11 protein-coding genes are annotated in these 15,181 nt (G+C 66.9%); 2 read left to right on the top strand and 9 right to left on the bottom strand.

Annotation, left to right across the window (positions count from 1 at the left end; genetic code table 11):
• Nucleotides 1–53: 53 nt before the first annotated feature.
• On the top strand, nucleotides 54–1,253 hold the full coding sequence (locus JOF46_RS03410; RefSeq protein ID WP_209906028.1) for a siderophore-interacting protein: 1,200 nt from the start codon (nucleotides 54–56) through the stop codon (nucleotides 1,251–1,253).
• Nucleotides 1,254–1,318: 65 nt separating this feature from the next.
• On the opposite strand, the gene JOF46_RS03405 is transcribed toward JOF46_RS03410, so the two are convergent.
• The 9 genes from JOF46_RS03405 to JOF46_RS03365 form a co-directional block, all read right to left on the bottom strand.
• On the bottom strand, nucleotides 1,319–2,962 hold the full coding sequence (locus JOF46_RS03405) for a plasmid pRiA4b ORF-3 family protein (protein WP_209906027.1): 1,644 nt from the start codon (nucleotides 2,960–2,962) through the stop codon (nucleotides 1,319–1,321).
• A 133-nt stretch (nucleotides 2,963–3,095) separates the two neighbouring features.
• A complete protein-coding gene (locus JOF46_RS03400; protein ID WP_209906026.1) occupies nucleotides 3,096–4,286 on the bottom strand; it encodes a hypothetical protein in 1,191 nt (396 codons plus the stop codon).
• A 107-nt stretch (nucleotides 4,287–4,393) separates the two neighbouring features.
• Nucleotides 4,394–6,145 (bottom strand): plasmid pRiA4b ORF-3 family protein, encoded by a 1,752-nt coding sequence (locus JOF46_RS22660; protein WP_209906025.1) that lies wholly within the window; start codon nucleotides 6,143–6,145, stop codon nucleotides 4,394–4,396.
• A 100-nt stretch (nucleotides 6,146–6,245) separates the two neighbouring features.
• Nucleotides 6,246–6,662: a hypothetical protein gene (locus JOF46_RS03390; RefSeq protein WP_209906024.1), complete on the bottom strand. Its 417-nt coding sequence runs from the start codon at nucleotides 6,660–6,662 to the stop codon at nucleotides 6,246–6,248.
• Between the two features lie 298 nt (nucleotides 6,663–6,960).
• Nucleotides 6,961–8,352, bottom strand: a complete 1,392-nt coding sequence (gene allB / locus JOF46_RS03385; RefSeq protein WP_245347984.1) for an allantoinase AllB — start codon at nucleotides 8,350–8,352, stop codon at nucleotides 6,961–6,963.
• 60 nt (nucleotides 8,353–8,412) lie between these two features.
• Nucleotides 8,413–9,561, bottom strand: a complete 1,149-nt coding sequence (locus tag JOF46_RS03380; RefSeq protein WP_209906023.1) for a glycerate kinase — start codon at nucleotides 9,559–9,561, stop codon at nucleotides 8,413–8,415.
• 27 nt (nucleotides 9,562–9,588) lie between these two features.
• On the bottom strand, nucleotides 9,589–11,394 hold the full coding sequence (gcl, locus tag JOF46_RS03375; protein ID WP_209906022.1) for a glyoxylate carboligase: 1,806 nt from the start codon (nucleotides 11,392–11,394) through the stop codon (nucleotides 9,589–9,591).
• Between the two features lie 169 nt (nucleotides 11,395–11,563).
• Nucleotides 11,564–12,481 carry a 2-hydroxy-3-oxopropionate reductase gene (locus JOF46_RS03370; protein WP_209906021.1) on the bottom strand — a complete coding sequence of 306 codons (918 nt, stop codon included), beginning with the start codon at nucleotides 12,479–12,481 and terminating at the stop codon, nucleotides 11,564–11,566.
• Nucleotides 12,482–12,552: 71 nt separating this feature from the next.
• Nucleotides 12,553–13,344, bottom strand: a complete 792-nt coding sequence (locus JOF46_RS03365; RefSeq protein WP_209911483.1) for a hydroxypyruvate isomerase family protein — start codon at nucleotides 13,342–13,344, stop codon at nucleotides 12,553–12,555.
• A gap of 301 nt (nucleotides 13,345–13,645) precedes the next feature.
• On the opposite strand from JOF46_RS03365, the gene JOF46_RS03360 reads away from it, so the two are divergent.
• Entirely contained in the window at nucleotides 13,646–15,166 is a 1,521-nt protein-coding gene (locus JOF46_RS03360) for an NCS1 family nucleobase:cation symporter-1 (RefSeq protein WP_209906020.1), read from the top strand.
• Nucleotides 15,167–15,181: the final 15 nt, after the last annotated feature.

The raw sequence follows: 15,181 nt of genomic DNA, 5'->3' as shown, positions 1-15,181 counted from the left end.
GGCCAGACTCGAGGATACGGAAGATCCCCGCACGCCCGAGAGGAGCCCTCGAGATGTCGCACCACAAGCACCCCAAGCACCCGGTGGAACCCGGCCAGCTGCCCCCGGCCGTGGCCCGCGAACACGCCATGGTCTTCGAGGCCGCCGTGGAGGCGGGCCGGCGGGCAGGACGGAAGGCCGCCAAGAAGAAGCTGAAGCGCGCCGCACGGCACGGCGGCATCAAGCTCTCCAAGGCGTTGCGCGAGGCGACGCTGCGGGACGCCGAGAAGGCCGGGGGCCGGGCCGCCCACACCGCGGCCACCAAGGCGCTGCGCAAGGCATGGCTCCGCGCGCTTCCCCCGTTGCCACCACTGGTGCCGCCGCTCCCGCCGGCACCAGGCGCGGAAGCCGTGCCGCCGGTTGCCGAGCCGGCCTCGGACGCTGCCGCGGTGCCGGTCCGCACCCGGGTACGCGGTTCGCAGATCGTGCTCGAGGTGCTGCGGACCCAGTGGCTGAGCCAAAGCATGGTGCGCATTGTTGCCGGGGGCGAGGGCTTCGCCGACTTCGAGTCCAACGGCGCGGCCGACCAACACGTCAAGCTGCACTTCGCCAACCCCGCCCTGGGATTGGTCCCGCCCTATGAGATGCGCTCGCTGCGCGGGCGCCTGGCCCGCGAGGACCTGCCGGTCTCCCGTTCCTACACGATCCGCCGCCATGATGCCGCGGCACGTGAAATCTCCATCGACTTCTTCGTCCACGGGACCGACGGCGTCGGCGGCACCTGGGCGGCCGGGGCGAAACCGGGCGACCCACTGGTGCTCTCCCGGTCCAAGGGCAAGTTCCGCCCGGATCCCGGTGCGGAGCAGCACCTGTATGTCGGGGACGAGTCCGCCATCCCGGCCATCGCCGCGGCCCTGGAAATGCTCCCGCACCATGCGGTGGGCCAGGTGTTCCTGGAGGTCGCTTCCGCGGAGGACGAGTTCGAGATCGAACGACCGACAGGTATGGCACTGCATTGGGTCCACCGCTCGGGCGAGCCCTCCGCCACCAGCACCATGCTGGCCAATGCCCTGCGCGAATTGCCGGCCGCACACGGCCAGGTGGAGATCCTGGCGTTGGGTGAGCGTTCCGCCACGCAGGAGATCCGTCGCCTGCTTTCCCACTGGGACCTGGACCAACGCAGGATCGAGATCTCCAGCTACTGGAGCGCAGGGAAGACCAAGCGGGGGTGGCGCACACTGCCGGCCGTAAGCCCAGGCTCGACGACGGAGTGAACGCACCACGGAGCAGCGGCGCCCGTGAGACACGTAGTTCCAGGGAGTGCGCTGACGGTATGCGGTCAGTCTTCGAAGGGCGCTTCACCCTTGCCCGTGATGTACAACGGCAGCTCCTGCCCCGGGCGAGGGGCCTGGCGTCCCTCAAGGGTGATATCGTGCTCCCAGCCGGCGCCGAAGTCGTAGGTGTAGGTCATTTTGTCGCCCCGCTTGGCCAGGACCTCGGACAGCTCGACCCGCGCCTCGTCCAGATCTGCACCACCCATGAAGAGCTCATCTTCAAGCAACGGACCGATGGTCTTTCCGTGGCGACCCCCGAACCTGAATTCATGCAGGTGCAAGTCGTTCCAGGAAAAGGACGCCTGGATCACATGGTGCAGTTCCTGAAAGGTGGTGTCCGACCGCACCAGAAACCGTCGCCAGACCGGAGGCCGCGCACCCGCCAAAGAGATTTTGAGATGGAACACGGATTTGAGCTCCACAGGAGCAGCGATCCCCAGGTTCCCCTGGGGGTATTCGACGTCGAGCTTGTAGTCCGTTTCAAAGGCGGCCACAAAACAATCGATGAGCGCCGGCGGGACCACGATGTGCGAGTCGATGGCCAGCAGCCCATATTCGGCCAGCTGTCGAAGCTGCAGCAACGCCGCGTCCTGGGCGGCCTTGGTCAAGTCGATGATTTCCGCACCGGCGTCAGGTTCAAGGGACAGGATGGCGTCCACCGCCATCGGTATCTCAGTCGTGCCGTTTCCGAACACCGAGACCAGCAGGTGCCCGGTCTCCTCGCCCAGCGGCCCGCGAGCCATCACATCCTCGAGCCACCGATCAAGGAACCCTGAGATGAACAACCTGCAGGCTTGGACGAAGCCCTCGGAGTCCGGGTCCGCGAGCGCCAGCGCACCCTCACCCGGAACCGCCCGGGAACCCTCCAGCAGCACCGTGCCTTCGTCCACCAGCTGGAGCCAGAGCATCTGCAACAACGGAATGTCCTTCATCGTGCGCACGTAGAGAACGTCCTCCGGCACCTCGGCCAACCCCGGTATTTCCAGCCCCGGAATCGTGTTTTCCCCCGGGTCGGGGCGCAGCTTGTGGCTGCGCACCGCCACACCTACGCAGGCCGCGGCGGCTTCCAGGTCCGGCAGGCGCAGCGCGCCGGAGTTGGTGACGGTCTTCCCCGTGCCGACCCATTCCAGCAGCGCCTGCACCTGGCCAACCAGTTTGGTCTTCGCCAGTTCCTGCCGCACCTCGGCCTCGGAAAGCTGCGGGATCCGGAAGAACGGCCCGGCCAGCATGCAGGTCTCTTCATTTGAGACCATCGCATGCACTGCGGCGAAGTCCTCACGGGTTCCGCTCCACAGCCCAGTTTGGTCGAGGAAGTCAACAAAGAGGTGGAAGCCCTCCACGAGCTTGGGCAGCTGATCGCCAACGGCGTCCGAGATGCGCTCCAGGGCCATCCCCACCCCGTCTGCGGTGAACTCGGTGGCCTTGTCGAACCCCACCCTTCCGCCCTTGCCGGCGACTATGGCCACGACTACCTCGAGGTAGCCCCCGGCGGCATCGGGGTGCCCGCCCGCTTCCTGGAACCAGGCCAAAAAGTCGGGGGCGATCCTCGCGGCCGCCTGCCGGGCCATGTGCTGCCATACCGATACACCGGTTTCCTGCGGTGCCAGCGTGCCTCGGTGCCCGGTGGATTTCCTGGATTTCTTGGCCATGCGGCTCCCTCGCTGGGTTGGTGGTGTCCAATTCCCCCAAGCAACGCTACGTGGACTCGCGGGAACCCCACAAGACGGGCCGACGGACGGGCCCGCCTTCGGGGCGTCCCTTGGCCTCCGGAGCGGTGGCCGCTCAGACCGAATCGGCCGCGGCCAGGCGTGCTTCGGAGTCGGCGGCCAGCGCTTGGGCGTGCGGCCGGACCAATTCGGACGGGACCCACAGGTGCGCATCAATCACGATCAGGCCGAGCGTCTCAAGGAACCGCAACTCGCGCATGAGCACGCCTCCGATCAGCGAGGCCGCCGCAATCGTGCCTGTTGCCCGGGGGCGGCCGGCCAGCGCATCGGCCAGCACCCCGGTGAGGGCCGTGGCCAGGAAATTGCCCACCAGCAGCCGCCCGGAAAGATCCTTGAGCCACGACGTCAGCAACGTGGCCAGGAACAGGCGATATATCTCCAGTTGCGCTTGGGCGGTGCCCCCGGAAAAGGTCTCGCAGGCAGGGCCCGGGACGACCTTGGTCGATCGCGCTTCAAGGATTCCGGTGTCCAGCATGGACTGCCACATTTGGCCCAGCACCGGAACCTCGCGCATGGAACGCACCTCGTGGATATCGGGTTCGGACCAGGTGGCCAGGTGGCCGTAGTCCTTTTCTTCGCCCGCGACCAGGACGCGGGCCTGCACCCCGAGAAGGGCCGCGGCCGGGGAGATGTCCCGCAGGCGGATGGCCCCGGTCCCGGTGGCCTGCACTCCCTGCCCCACCCAGCCGAGCAGGGCATGGGCATGCTTGATGGCCGCGATGTCCTCCAGTGCAGCCAGGTCGTCCTTCGCCGAGAGCACCTTGGGCGTCCTGCCAATCGGGGCATCCTGCCCCTGCAGCCTGTCCAGCAGGGCGAGCACCGCGGCGTACTCCTGGTCGCTTCCGCTCCAGTTCCCGGTTTCGTGCAGGAAATCGGTGTAGAGCGCGGCGACCTCGATCGCGACCGGGAGGTCGACCTCCTCAACGACCTGGCCCATCTGCCCCAGGGTCTTGCCCAATGCATCGGCGGTGTAGGCGGTGACCGACAGGTTGCCGGTGCTCCTGGCCAGGGCCGCCAGCAGGATCGTCGCCGAGGCCAGTGCGTCGCCGGATTCGCCTGCGGAACCCGGCCCCTGGGTGCGCGCAAACCAAGCGTGCCATTGCGGCGCCATTCGTTTGAGCGGGTTCGCCACCCCGGAAAGTTCCAGGTTGCCCAACCAGCTCGTGGGCCGGGTGCGCCCCGGGTGTCCCGTGGACTTTTTTGCGGGGCTCTTCTTGGAGCTGCGTCCCTTGCTCTTCTTGGCCATGTTCCCTTGCGGATCCTCTGCTCGATATCTGTCCGCCTCAACGCTACGGGAAGCGGATTTTGGGTGGCAAGCCCGCCCGCCGCGTCACCGCCTGGGCTCCCCGGCAGCTACACGTGCAGGCCGCTCAGCGCCGCGTTCACGTTTTCCGCGTTGAATTCCTTCGGGTCCAGGACCTCGCCGGGCCGCAGTCCCGCCCAGCGGCGCATTTGCTGGTGGTCCGGTGCCAGCGTGTCGTTGACGATCTCGACCAGTTCCGCCCACCCCCACACGCCGCCGCAGTCATCGAGGGCGTTTGCTCCGCGGCCCCCGATGCAGAACGGTTCCGGCCGGCCTGGTCCGGGCTCCGCAATGGCCTCCAGGACGATCAGGTGCTCCCAGTTGTCTCCGAAGTCATAGATGTATGAAAGCCTGTCGCCGGCAATCACCAGGAACCGGTCCAGCGGGACCTCGGCTTCGTCGAGGTTGTAGGAGTCCGCATAGGGATCGTCGTCGTAGGGGTCCTTGCCGATGTTTCTTCCGTAGCGACCGCCGGTGCGGAAGTCGTGCGGGTGCGATCCATCCCAGCCGAAGGCGGCCTGGATGAGTTGGTGCAGGTCCGCCAGGGTCACGTCCGAAGGCACCAGGATTCGGCGCCAGATCGGCGGCCTCGCCCCCACCAGCGAGATTTTCAGGCGGTATTCGCGGGCCGCGGGGGCCGCCGTGGCCGCGGGTCCGGTTTCGCCGTCCGGATATCGGACCTCGATGCCGTAGTCGGCCGCGAAGGCCCCGGCGTAGGCCCGAATGAAGACCGGCGGGATCCTGTAATGCGTGTCAATTTCCAGAAGCCCGAACAGGGCCAGTTCGGCAAGTGCTGCCCGGATCGAGGCCCCGAGCATGTCTCGCAGGTCAATGCCGGCTTCTTCGTCCGCGAGCTGGGGATAGGCCGTGATGAGGGCCGGGAGCTCGTCGATCCTCAGTGGCTGGCCCATCGCGGCCTTGATGAACACCGTCGCCAGGATCTGGGTGGCCGGTTCGCGCAGCCGCCGGATCCCCAGCCGGTCGGCGAGCCACGGGCGCAGGAAACCGGAGACCACCCTGCGGTATACCCCCAGTTTCTCTTCCGGGTTTCCCCGCAGCAGGAGCTTCCCGTCCGGGTTGGGGTGCACCATCCCGGATACCACGTGAACCAGCCGCGCGGACCGCAGCAGATTCCAGGCGTCGGCCAGCACCGGGACATCGTCCATTGAGCGGGCCATGATGAGCATCGGGTGCCACGATCCGCTGCGTGCGGCACCACGGGCGGCAATCCCGACGCTTGCGGCGGCGCCTTCGATGTCGTTGCGCCGCAGCGCCCCGGTGGCGGTGACACCCTTGCCCGCCCCGATCCATTCAAGCAACGGACGCAGGTGCCCAAAAATGTCCAGCCGCTCGTAGGCGGCAAGTTCCTCATCGACGGGCAGTGCGGGAATGACGAAGGAAACGTCCTGGTGGAGCAGGGTGAGCATGTCATCGAGTGCACCGACCATGGATCGGTGGTTCTCGGGGGTTCCCGTCCACAGCTTATTGGTTCCCAGGAATTCCAGGTACTTCGCGAAGGCCTCGAGGAAGGGCGGCATGTCCAGGCCTGCCCGCGCTGCCGCCGTTGCGAGGGCCGCGTGGAGATCGCGGAGCGTGAACCGCGTGGCAGATATCTGTTCTGGGCCCGCGTCGAAGGCATCAAACACCACGCGTACCAGTTTCAGGGTTTCGCGGGCTTCAGCCTCGGGCCCCTGGCCGGCGCCCGCAAACCAGTTGTTCCATTGGTCGGTGATCTTGCCCAGGAATTTGGAGACCCGCACCAGGTCCAGGCGGGTAATCCCGGATTGCTTCGATTTCGGCACTTGTCCCCGTTCCCTCGATGTCAGCGCGCGTGCTCCATATGCTATGCGGTTCGGGGCGCGGATGGACGGAAACGCTTCATTCCTCACGTTGGAAGGCGGTTCAGGAGGATGCTAAGTGCTTTTCGCGGCGCCGGTTGGCCAGTTGCAGGCCGGCGATGGATCCTGCGTAGAGCAGTGCGGGCAGCAGCGCCCAGCCCCAGTCGCCGGGGAGGACCTCGAAGGCCTCCGCGGTGGCTCCGCCCATGTTGATCCAGGCGGATACCGGGACCGAGAGAACCCAGGCCAGGCCCACGGCCAGCATGCAATTGCGGCAGGAGGAGAATCCGAGGAACTTCGCTCCCAGTGCGCTGAACACCGCGGCGAGCACGACGAAGCTGAAGACCACCAGCAGCAACGTGTTGACCAGGCGGAACTCGTGCAGTCCCCCGGCTCCGTTGGAGACGATGACGGCCAGGATGAGCGCCGTCAGCGCCGCCGAGAGCCCCATCCCCAGGAAGTTCGCCTGCTTCCAGTTCATTGCCGTCCCCTCCCTGCCTTCATCCCGCCTTTGGCGGCCCGGTGCCAAGCGGCTCCCTGGCCGCTACCGGGATCAAGAATCGTGCACCACCTCGTTGTGGCGCGATGCGCGGGGCAAGCCCGCGCCATGCAAGCATATATTCAAGCACTTGGATAAAGCGATCGACAAGCCGGTCAAGGGTTAAAGTACCGGGCCGCCTCGGCACCACCGTGTTCCTCCAACGTGTTCACTGACCAAAGAGAGCGCTGGAAAAACCGGGGGAAGCCGGGGCGGCCCGGAAGGATGTGGCGGCGGGTGCTTAGGCCTCGCCGCGGCGGATCAGCTTGCCGTGCGGGGTCTTGAAGTCGACCTCGACGCCGCGCACGAAGGTGCGGCTGACCTTGCCGGCCAGGACCTTGCCCTGGTACGGGGAGATCGGGTTCTTGTGGTGCAGCTTGTTCACGTCGACCACGAAGCTGTCATCCGGCCCGAAGAACGCGAAGTCGGCGTCGTTGCCCAGCGCGATGGCGCCCTTGTGGTGCAGGCCGGCGATTTCCGCCGGGCGCTTGGACATCCAGTTCAGCACGGTCTCGAGCTTGATGCCGCGGCGCTTGGCCTCGGTCCAGATCAGCGCCAGGCCCAGCTGCAGCGAGGCAACCCCGCCCCAGGCCACGCCAAAGTCGCCGTTTTCGACGTCCTTCAGATCGATGGTGGAGGGCGAGTGGTCCGAGACGATGCAGTCGATGATCCCGTCCTGCAGGCCCTTCCAGAGCAGTTCGCGGTTGGAGGCCTCGCGGATCGGCGGGCAGCACTTGAACGCGGTGGCGCCGTTGGGGATCTCCTCGGCCAGCAGCGTGAGGTAGTGCGGGCAGGTCTCCACGGTCAGCTTCACGCCGTCGCGCTTGGCCGATTCGATCATCGGCAGCGCGTCGGAGGAGGACAGGTGCAGGATGTGGGCGCGGGCCCCGGTCCAGCGGGCGCGCTCGATGACCTCGGCCACCGCCACGTTCTCGGCGCCGCGCGGGCGGGAGGCCAGGAAGCGGTCGTAGTGGTCGCCCTCGGCGTTCGGGGCGCGGTCGATGGCCCGGGAGTCCTCAGCGTGCACCAGCATCATCGAGTCGAAGGACACGATCTCGGTCATGTCCTCTTCCATCTCGTCCGGTTCGAGGTACGGGAACTCCTCGACGCCCGAGTGGAGCAGGAAGCACTTGAAGCCGAAGACGCCGGCGTCGTGCAGCTCGCGCAGGTCGGTCTTGTTGCCCGGGATGGCGCCGCCCCAGAATCCGACGTCGACGAATGCCTTGGGGCGCGCTGCTGCCTGCTTGAGTTCCAGCGCGGCGACGTTGACGGTCGGCGGGATGGAGTTCAGCGGCATGTCCACCACGGTGGTCACGCCTCCGGCGGCGGCGGCCTTGGTGGCGGACTCGAAGCCCTCCCACTCGGTGCGGCCGGGCTCGTTGATGTGCACGTGGGTGTCGACCAGTCCCGGGATCAGTACCTGCTCGGCTGACAGCTCGATGACGGTGGTGCCGGTGAGGTTGTTGCCCAGGGGCTCGATGGCGACGATCTTGCCGTCGCGGACCCCGATTTCGCGCGCGACCGTGCCGGCGCCGGTGACGATCTGCTCGCCGCGGATCACCAGATCAAAGTCGGTGCCTGTGTTTGCTTCCGGTGACGGCGTGCCTGACTCGGTGAGCTCGGTGTTGCCCATGATCGCATCCTTACATCTCGTGCGTTTGAAAATGGTGGTTGGGGAAAGAATAGCCCGGCCCTAGGCGTTGGCCGCGTTGGCGGCCAGGAATTCGAAGGCCAAGAGGGTTGCCGCCCGTTGCACAAGGGATCCACCCTCACTCATGCAACGGGCAACATCTGGTTCCAGCTCGAGCAGCGATCGTACCGCGGTGAAGCCCGCGGATGTTGCCTGCTCGGTGGAAAGTTGGTTGCGTCCACAGATTGCGTAGACGGGAATGCCGTGGGCGGCTGCCAGTTGGGCCACGCCCACCGGCGTCTTGCCCTCCAGCGACTGGGTGTCCAGGCTGCCCTCGCCGGTGAACACCGCGACGGCGCCCTCGAGCGCGGCCTCCAGTCCGGTCAGTTCCAGCACCACGTCGATGCCGCGGCGCCGGGTGGCACCCAGCACCGCCAGCGCGGCGAAGCCCACGCCGCCGGCGGCCCCGGCACCCGGGGACGCCGCAATGCCGGAGATGCGCTGCCCGCCGAGCTCGGCACCCAGGGCCCGCGCGAAGCGGCCCAGCGCGGCGTCAAGCTCGATGACCTGTTCGTCGCTCGCGCCCTTTTGCGGGCCGAAGACGAAGGCCGCGCCGTTGGCTCCGGTCAGCGGGTTCTCCACGTCGGCAGCCAGCGTGAAGCTGGTGGCCCCGATCCGCGGATCGAGCCCCGAGAGGTCCACCCGGTGCAGGGTTCCCAGCGGTCCGCCGCCGCGGGCAACCTCGTTGCCCGCCGCATCAAGCAGCCTCGCGCCGAGCCCCTGGAGCATGCCGGCCCCGCCGTCGGTGCAGGCACTGCCGCCGACGCCCAGGATGATCTCTGTGGCCCCGGCATCCAGCGCCGCGGCAATCAGCTGGCCGGTTCCCAGGCTGGTGGCACCCAGGGCGTCCCGGGCCCCGCCCGCCAGACGGTCGAGGCCCGAGGCCTCGGCCATCTCCACGATGGCGGTGTGTCCCTTCAGGCCCCAGGCCGCACGCACGCTCTGCCCGGTGGGACCGGAGACCTGTGCATGGTGCTGCACGAAGCCGCATTCCAGGGCGGCGGCGAGGGTTCCCTCGCCGCCGTCCGCTACGGGCACCGTGAGGGTGCGCGCCTGCGGCAGCGCCTGGCGCACCCCGGCACTGATCGAGGCGGCAACTTCCGCGCCCGTGAGAGTTCCCTTGAACTTGTCCGGTGCCACAACGATCAGCATGAGATGCCCTTCCCTACCCCTTGTTGACTAAACCGATGCGCCGACGTGGACGCCGTGCGATGATTCCAGCGGGGCCAATGCCGTCGGCGCGTCCGCTGCTGCGTCGGCCAGGTCCTCGAATTCGTTCACTGCATCCAGTTCAGCACCCATGGCAATGTTTGTCACACGCTCCAGGATGACCTCGACGACGACGGGTACCTGGAACTCGGCGGCCAGTCGTCCGGCCTCGGCGAAGCCCTCGGCCAGCTTGGAGGGATCCTCCACGCGCACGGCCTTGCAGCCCAGGCCCTCGGCGACCTTGACGTGGTCAACGCCGTAGCCGTTGGTCTCCGGGGAGTTGATGTTCTCGAAGCCCAGCGAGACGTGGTAATCCATCTCGAAGGGGCGCTGGGACTGGCGGATCAGGCCCAGGTAGGAGTTGTTGACCACGACGTGGATGTACGGCAGCTTGAACTGCGCGCCGACTGCCAGCTCCTCGAGCATGAACTGGAAGTCGTAGTCGCCCGAGAGCGCAACGACGGTGGAGTTCGGCTTGCCGCGCACCACGCCCAGGGCAGCGGGACCGGTCCAGCCCAGCGGGCCGGCCTGGCCGGCGTTGATCCACTGGCGCGGGCCGTAGACGTGCAGCATCTGCGCGCCGGCGATCTGGGACAGGCCGATGGTGGACACGTAGGTGGTGTCCTTGCCGAAGGCGGCGTTCATTTCCTGGTACACGCGCTGCGGCTTGATCGGCACGTTGTCGAAGTTCGTCTTGCGGTGCAGCGTGGCCTTGCGGGCGGTGCACTGATCGGCCCACGCCGAGTAGTCCGGCAGGGTGCCTGCGGCCTTGCGGTCGCGGGCGGCGGCCAGCAGCTGGTCGATCGCCGCACCGGCGTCCGAGATGATGCCCAAATCCGGCGAGAAGACCCGCCCGATCTGGGTGCCCTCGATGTCGATGTGCACGAACTTGCGGCCCTTGCGGTACGTGTCCAGGCCGCCGGTGTGGCGGTTGGCCCAGCGGTTGCCCAGGCCCAGCACGAAGTCGGAGGCCAGGAAGGAGACGTTGCCGTAGCGGGTGTGGGTCTGGATGCCGACCATGCCCGACTGCAGGCGGTGGTCATCCGGGATGGTGCCCCAGCCCATCAGGGTCGGGGAGACCGGGATGTTCAGCAGCTCGGCCAGCTCGACGAGCTTGTCCGAGGCGTTGGCGTTGATGACGCCGCCGCCGGCAATGATCATCGGGTGCTTGGCGGCGACCAGCAGGTCCAGGACCTTCTCGGCCTGGCCGCGGGTGGCTGCCGGCTTGTCCGGGACCAACGGCTCGTAGGCGTCGATGTCGAATTCGATCTGCGCCATCTGCACGTTGATCGGCAAATCCAGCAGGACCGGGCCGGGGCGTGCCGAGCGCATGATCTGGAAGGCCTTGGCGAAGTAGCCCGGGATCAATCCCGGCTCCAGGACGGTGGCGGCGAACTTGGTGACCGGCTTGGCGATGGACTCGATGTCCACGGCCTGGAAGTCTTCCTTGTGCAGCTTGTCGGTCGGCGCCTGTCCGGTGATGCAGAGCATCGGAATGCTATCGGCGATCGCGGCGTAGAGGCCGGTGATCATGTCGGTGCCGGCCGGGCCGGAGGTGCCCAGGCACAACCCGATCTTGCCGGTGGCACGCGAGTAGCCGTCGGCCATGTGGCTGGCACCCTCGACGTGGCGGGCCAAAGTGTGGCGGATGGTGCCGCGGCGCTGCATGGCCGAGTACAGCGGGTTGATCGCCGCTCCGGGCAGGCCGAAGGCCTCGGTGGCGCCTTCCTTTTCCAAAATCAAGACAATTGCATCAACGACGCGCATTGTTGCCATGTTGCACTGCTCCTTGTATCAATCCCGGTCGCCGGCAGGGCCTGGCGGCAGGGAGGGTGTGAAGTTTGGTTGGGCCGTCGGCGCGCGGCGAATGCTGCGCGGCGGTCCGAGTGGTGTGGGCGGCGCCTTTCCCGCATGGGAAGCGGTCGGGCGCCGTCGGTGCGTGGGGCTAGTTGGCGGCCACTGGTTCGGCCGGCACGTCTGCGGAACCGCTGAGGCGTTGTACGCCGCGGAAGAGTCCGGAGTGGTCAAGGGCGCCGTCGCCGCTGGCCACGGTGGAGGCCACGAGCTGGGCCACGAGTGCACCGAGCGGAAGCACCACGCCTGCCTCGCGGGCAGCGGAGGTCACGATGCCCATGTCCTTGTGGTGCAGGGCCAGGCGGAAGCCGGGCTCGAAGGACCGGTCAAGGATCTTCTGGCCCTTCTGGTCCAGGACCTTGGAGCCGGCCAGGCCGCCGCCGAGGACCTTCAGTGCGGCGTCGGTGTCGACGCCGTAGGCCTCGAGGAAGACCACGGCCTCGGAGAGCGCCTGGATGTTGGCGGCCACGATCAGCTGGTTGGCTGCCTTGACGGTCTGTCCGGATCCGGCCGGGCCGACCAGCACGATGGTCTTGCCCACGGCGTTGAAGACGGCCTCGGCATCGGCGAAGTCCGCCGGCTCGCCGCCGACCATGATCGACAGGACGCCGCCAATGGCGCCGGCCTCGCCGCCGGAGACCGGGGCGTCAAGCGGGCGGATTCCGGCGGCGCGGGCCTCGTCGGCCAGGCGGGCGGCCACGTCCGGGCGGATGGAGGAATTGTCGATCCACAGGGCGCCGGCCTTGGCGTTGGCGAAGACGCCCGCCTCGCCGGTGACCACTGCTTCGACGTCCGCGGAGTCCGGGACCATGGTGATCACGACATCGGCGCCTGCCACGGCCTCCGGGATGGAGCCCGCGCCCTTGCCGCCGGCGGCCACCAGTTCCGCGGTCTTTTCCGGGCTGCGGTTGTAGCCGGTGACCTCGAAGCCTGCCTTGGCCAGGTTGATGGCCATGGGCAGACCCATGATGCCCAGGCCGATGAATGCGATTTTTTGCGTGTTCGACATGCCGTGCTCCTGAAAACTTGTGTGTGCTGGTGGCTTGGGCGCTGGCGGCCCGGAAGGGTGTGGGTTGCGGGTTAGGCGGACTGGCGGATGAGCCAGGTGAAGGCCTGCGCGTGGGCGGCCTTGTATTCCAGGGCGACGCCGCCGGCGTAGCCGAGGTCGCGGGAACGGGTGACCCATTCACCCAGCGGGAGGGTGCCGGTGCCCGGCGCACCGCGTCCCGGGTCATCGGCGATCTGGACGTGGCCGAATTCGTGGGCGTGGCCCTCGATCAGTGCGGCGACGTCATCGCCGTTGACTGCCAGGTGGTAGAAGTCGGCCAGCAGCTTCACGTTGGGGGCGCCGGCGGCGTGGACCTTGTCCAGGACGAAGAACGCGTCGGCCGAGGTCTTCAGCGGGTAGGCCTCGGAACCGGAGATCGGTTCGAGCAACACCGTTCCGCCGATGCGCTCGACGCCCTTGGCGGCCGCGAGAAGGTTCTCGATGGCCAGCTTGTCCTGCGCCTGGCCGTCGATGCCCGGCTGGCGGTTGCCGTACAGGGCGTTGAAGCCCTTGCAGCCGGTCGCTTCGCCGATTCCGGCGACGACATCGATGTTGGCCAGGAACTCGGATTCGCGTCCGACCCAGGAAACCAGGCCGCGGTCACCGGCCGGCATGTCCCCGGCAAAGAAGTTCAGGCCCTCGAGAGTGACGCCCGCGTCCTTGATCGAGGCGATGAAGGCATCGACCTCGGAGTCGGAGGGAACCGCGGTGGCAAAAGGCCACCAGAATTCAACGCTGTCAAAGCCCGCAGCCTTCGCCGCAGCGGCACGCTCCAGGAGGGGCAGCTCGGTGAGCAGGATTGAACAGTTGACGGTGTAGGCCATCTTCGACTCCTTCATGGTTCCAACTTCCATATTGTGAAATATGTTTATTGCTTGATGAGAACTCTACCGAGTGGCCTGAGTCACTGTCAAGAAGTGCCTCACGCCAAAACCCTTTCCAACCGCCGTGCACCTGATGCTTTTCGACATCCGACATGGGCGGGAATGCCTCATATTCCCATCGCGAGCAATTCCATAATGTTTCCATCAGGCGAAAACTCTTTTCTTTTACGTGGAACCGTGTCATTATCGTTCAACGCAGTAATCCCCGTCACACCCCCTGTGGTGAAAGGTACGACCAGTCATGACCCATCCAGATGTGCGCACAGCGTCGTCCGTACCAAGCGTGCCGTCGACAGAACTGCACGAGTTGAACCCCCATGGACTTAGCGCCTCGCTCTACAACAGCGACCTCGCTCCCACCACGAAGGCCGGCCGGACCTGGTCCAGCTACAGCATCTTCACGCTGTGGGCCAACGACGTCCACTCCCTCGGCAACTATGCGTTTGCGATCGGGCTCTTCGCCCTCGGTCTGGGTGGCTGGCAGATCCTGGTGGCCCTGGGCTTCGGCGCACTGCTGCTATTCGGTCTGCTGAACTTCTCCGGCTTCATGGGAGAAAAGACCGGCGTACCGTTCCCGGTCATGAGCCGCATTGCCTTCGGCATCCGCGGGGCACAGATTCCGGCGCTGCTCCGTGGCGGCGTCGCCATCGCCTGGTTCGGCATCCAGACCTACCTGGCCTCCGTGGTCCTGGTGGTCATGGTCCTGGCTGTGGCCCCCGGGGCGTCCGCCCTGAACGACAACCTCTTCCTGGGGCTGTCCACCCTCGGATGGATCTGCTTCGTGGCCCTGTGGGCACTGCAGCTGGTCATCGTCAGCTACGGCATGGAAATGATCCGCAAGTACGAGGCCTTCGCGGGCCCGGTCATCCTTGTCACCATGGGCGCACTTGCCGTGTGGATGTTCATCCAGGCAGGCGGCTCGATCGCCTGGTCAACCGGAGACACCAAGACCGGTGTCGACATGTGGGTCGGAATCCTCGGCGGCGGCGCCCTGTGGGTCTCCATCTACGCCACCTTCGTGCTGAACTTCTGCGACTTCACCCGCAGCGCCAAGTCCAAGGGCTCGATCGTGCGCGGCAACTTCTGGGGCATCCCGCTGAACATGCTGCTCTTCGGCCTGATCGTCGTGGTCCTGACCGGTGCGCAGTTCAAGATCGACGGCACCATCATCGACAGCCCCTCGGATGTCGTCGAAGCCATCCCGAACACCTTCCTGCTGCTGGCTGCCTCCGCCGCGCTGCTGATCCTCACCATCGCGGTGAACCTGATGGCCAACTTCGTCGCCCCGATCTACGCGCTGACGAACCTCTTCCCGAAGCACCTGAACTTCCGCCGCGCCGGCATCATCTCCGGTGTCATCGGCCTGCTGATCCTGCCGTGGAACCTCTACAACTCCCCCGCGGTCATCACCTACTTCCTCGGCGGCCTCGGCGCACTGCTCGGCCCGCTGTTCGGCATCATCATGGCCGACTACTGGATCATGCGCCGCTCCAAGATCAACATCCCGGACCTCTACCGGGCCAACCCCGAGGGCACGTACTACTTCACCCGCGGCGTGAACGTCCGCGCCATCATCGCCCTGGGCGTCTCGGCCGTCGCGGCCCTGATCCTGGCCTTCAACCCGGCGCTGCATGCCGTCTCGGCCTTCGCCTGGTTCATCGGCTCCGGCCTCGGCGCCATCGTCTACCTGGCAATTGCCAAGCGCGGCCAGGTGCACGAGGATGTCAGCGGCGAGGAAATCGCCGTCGCCCCCACCCACTAGGGCAGTCGCCCCCAC

The organism is Paeniglutamicibacter psychrophenolicus (assembly GCF_017876575.1).
In the GTDB taxonomy this organism is placed as follows: Bacteria; Actinomycetota; Actinomycetes; order Actinomycetales; family Micrococcaceae; genus Paeniglutamicibacter; species Paeniglutamicibacter psychrophenolicus.
Note: the sequence above shows the minus strand (reverse complement) of the source record. Positions and strands in the feature narration are given on the sequence as shown.

Excerpts from the sequence above, each read along its gene's own strand:
- JOF46_RS03410 (WP_209906028.1), top strand. The coding sequence starts at position 54 with ATGTCGCACCACAAGCACCCCAAGCACCCGGTGGAACCCGGCCAGCTG.
- JOF46_RS03405 (WP_209906027.1), bottom strand. The coding sequence starts at position 2,962 with ATGGCCAAGAAATCCAGGAAATCCACCGGGCACCGAGGCACGCTGGCA.
- JOF46_RS03400 (WP_209906026.1), bottom strand. The coding sequence starts at position 4,286 with ATGGCCAAGAAGAGCAAGGGACGCAGCTCCAAGAAGAGCCCCGCAAAA.
- JOF46_RS03390 (WP_209906024.1), bottom strand. The coding sequence starts at position 6,662 with ATGAACTGGAAGCAGGCGAACTTCCTGGGGATGGGGCTCTCGGCGGCG.
- allB (WP_245347984.1), bottom strand. The coding sequence starts at position 8,352 with ATGGGCAACACCGAGCTCACCGAGTCAGGCACGCCGTCACCGGAAGCA.
- JOF46_RS03380 (WP_209906023.1), bottom strand. The coding sequence starts at position 9,561 with ATGCTGATCGTTGTGGCACCGGACAAGTTCAAGGGAACTCTCACGGGC.
- gcl (WP_209906022.1), bottom strand. The coding sequence starts at position 11,394 with ATGGCAACAATGCGCGTCGTTGATGCAATTGTCTTGATTTTGGAAAAG.
- JOF46_RS03370 (WP_209906021.1), bottom strand. The coding sequence starts at position 12,481 with ATGTCGAACACGCAAAAAATCGCATTCATCGGCCTGGGCATCATGGGT.
- JOF46_RS03365 (WP_209911483.1), bottom strand. The coding sequence starts at position 13,344 with ATGGCCTACACCGTCAACTGTTCAATCCTGCTCACCGAGCTGCCCCTC.
- JOF46_RS03360 (WP_209906020.1), top strand. The coding sequence starts at position 13,646 with ATGACCCATCCAGATGTGCGCACAGCGTCGTCCGTACCAAGCGTGCCG.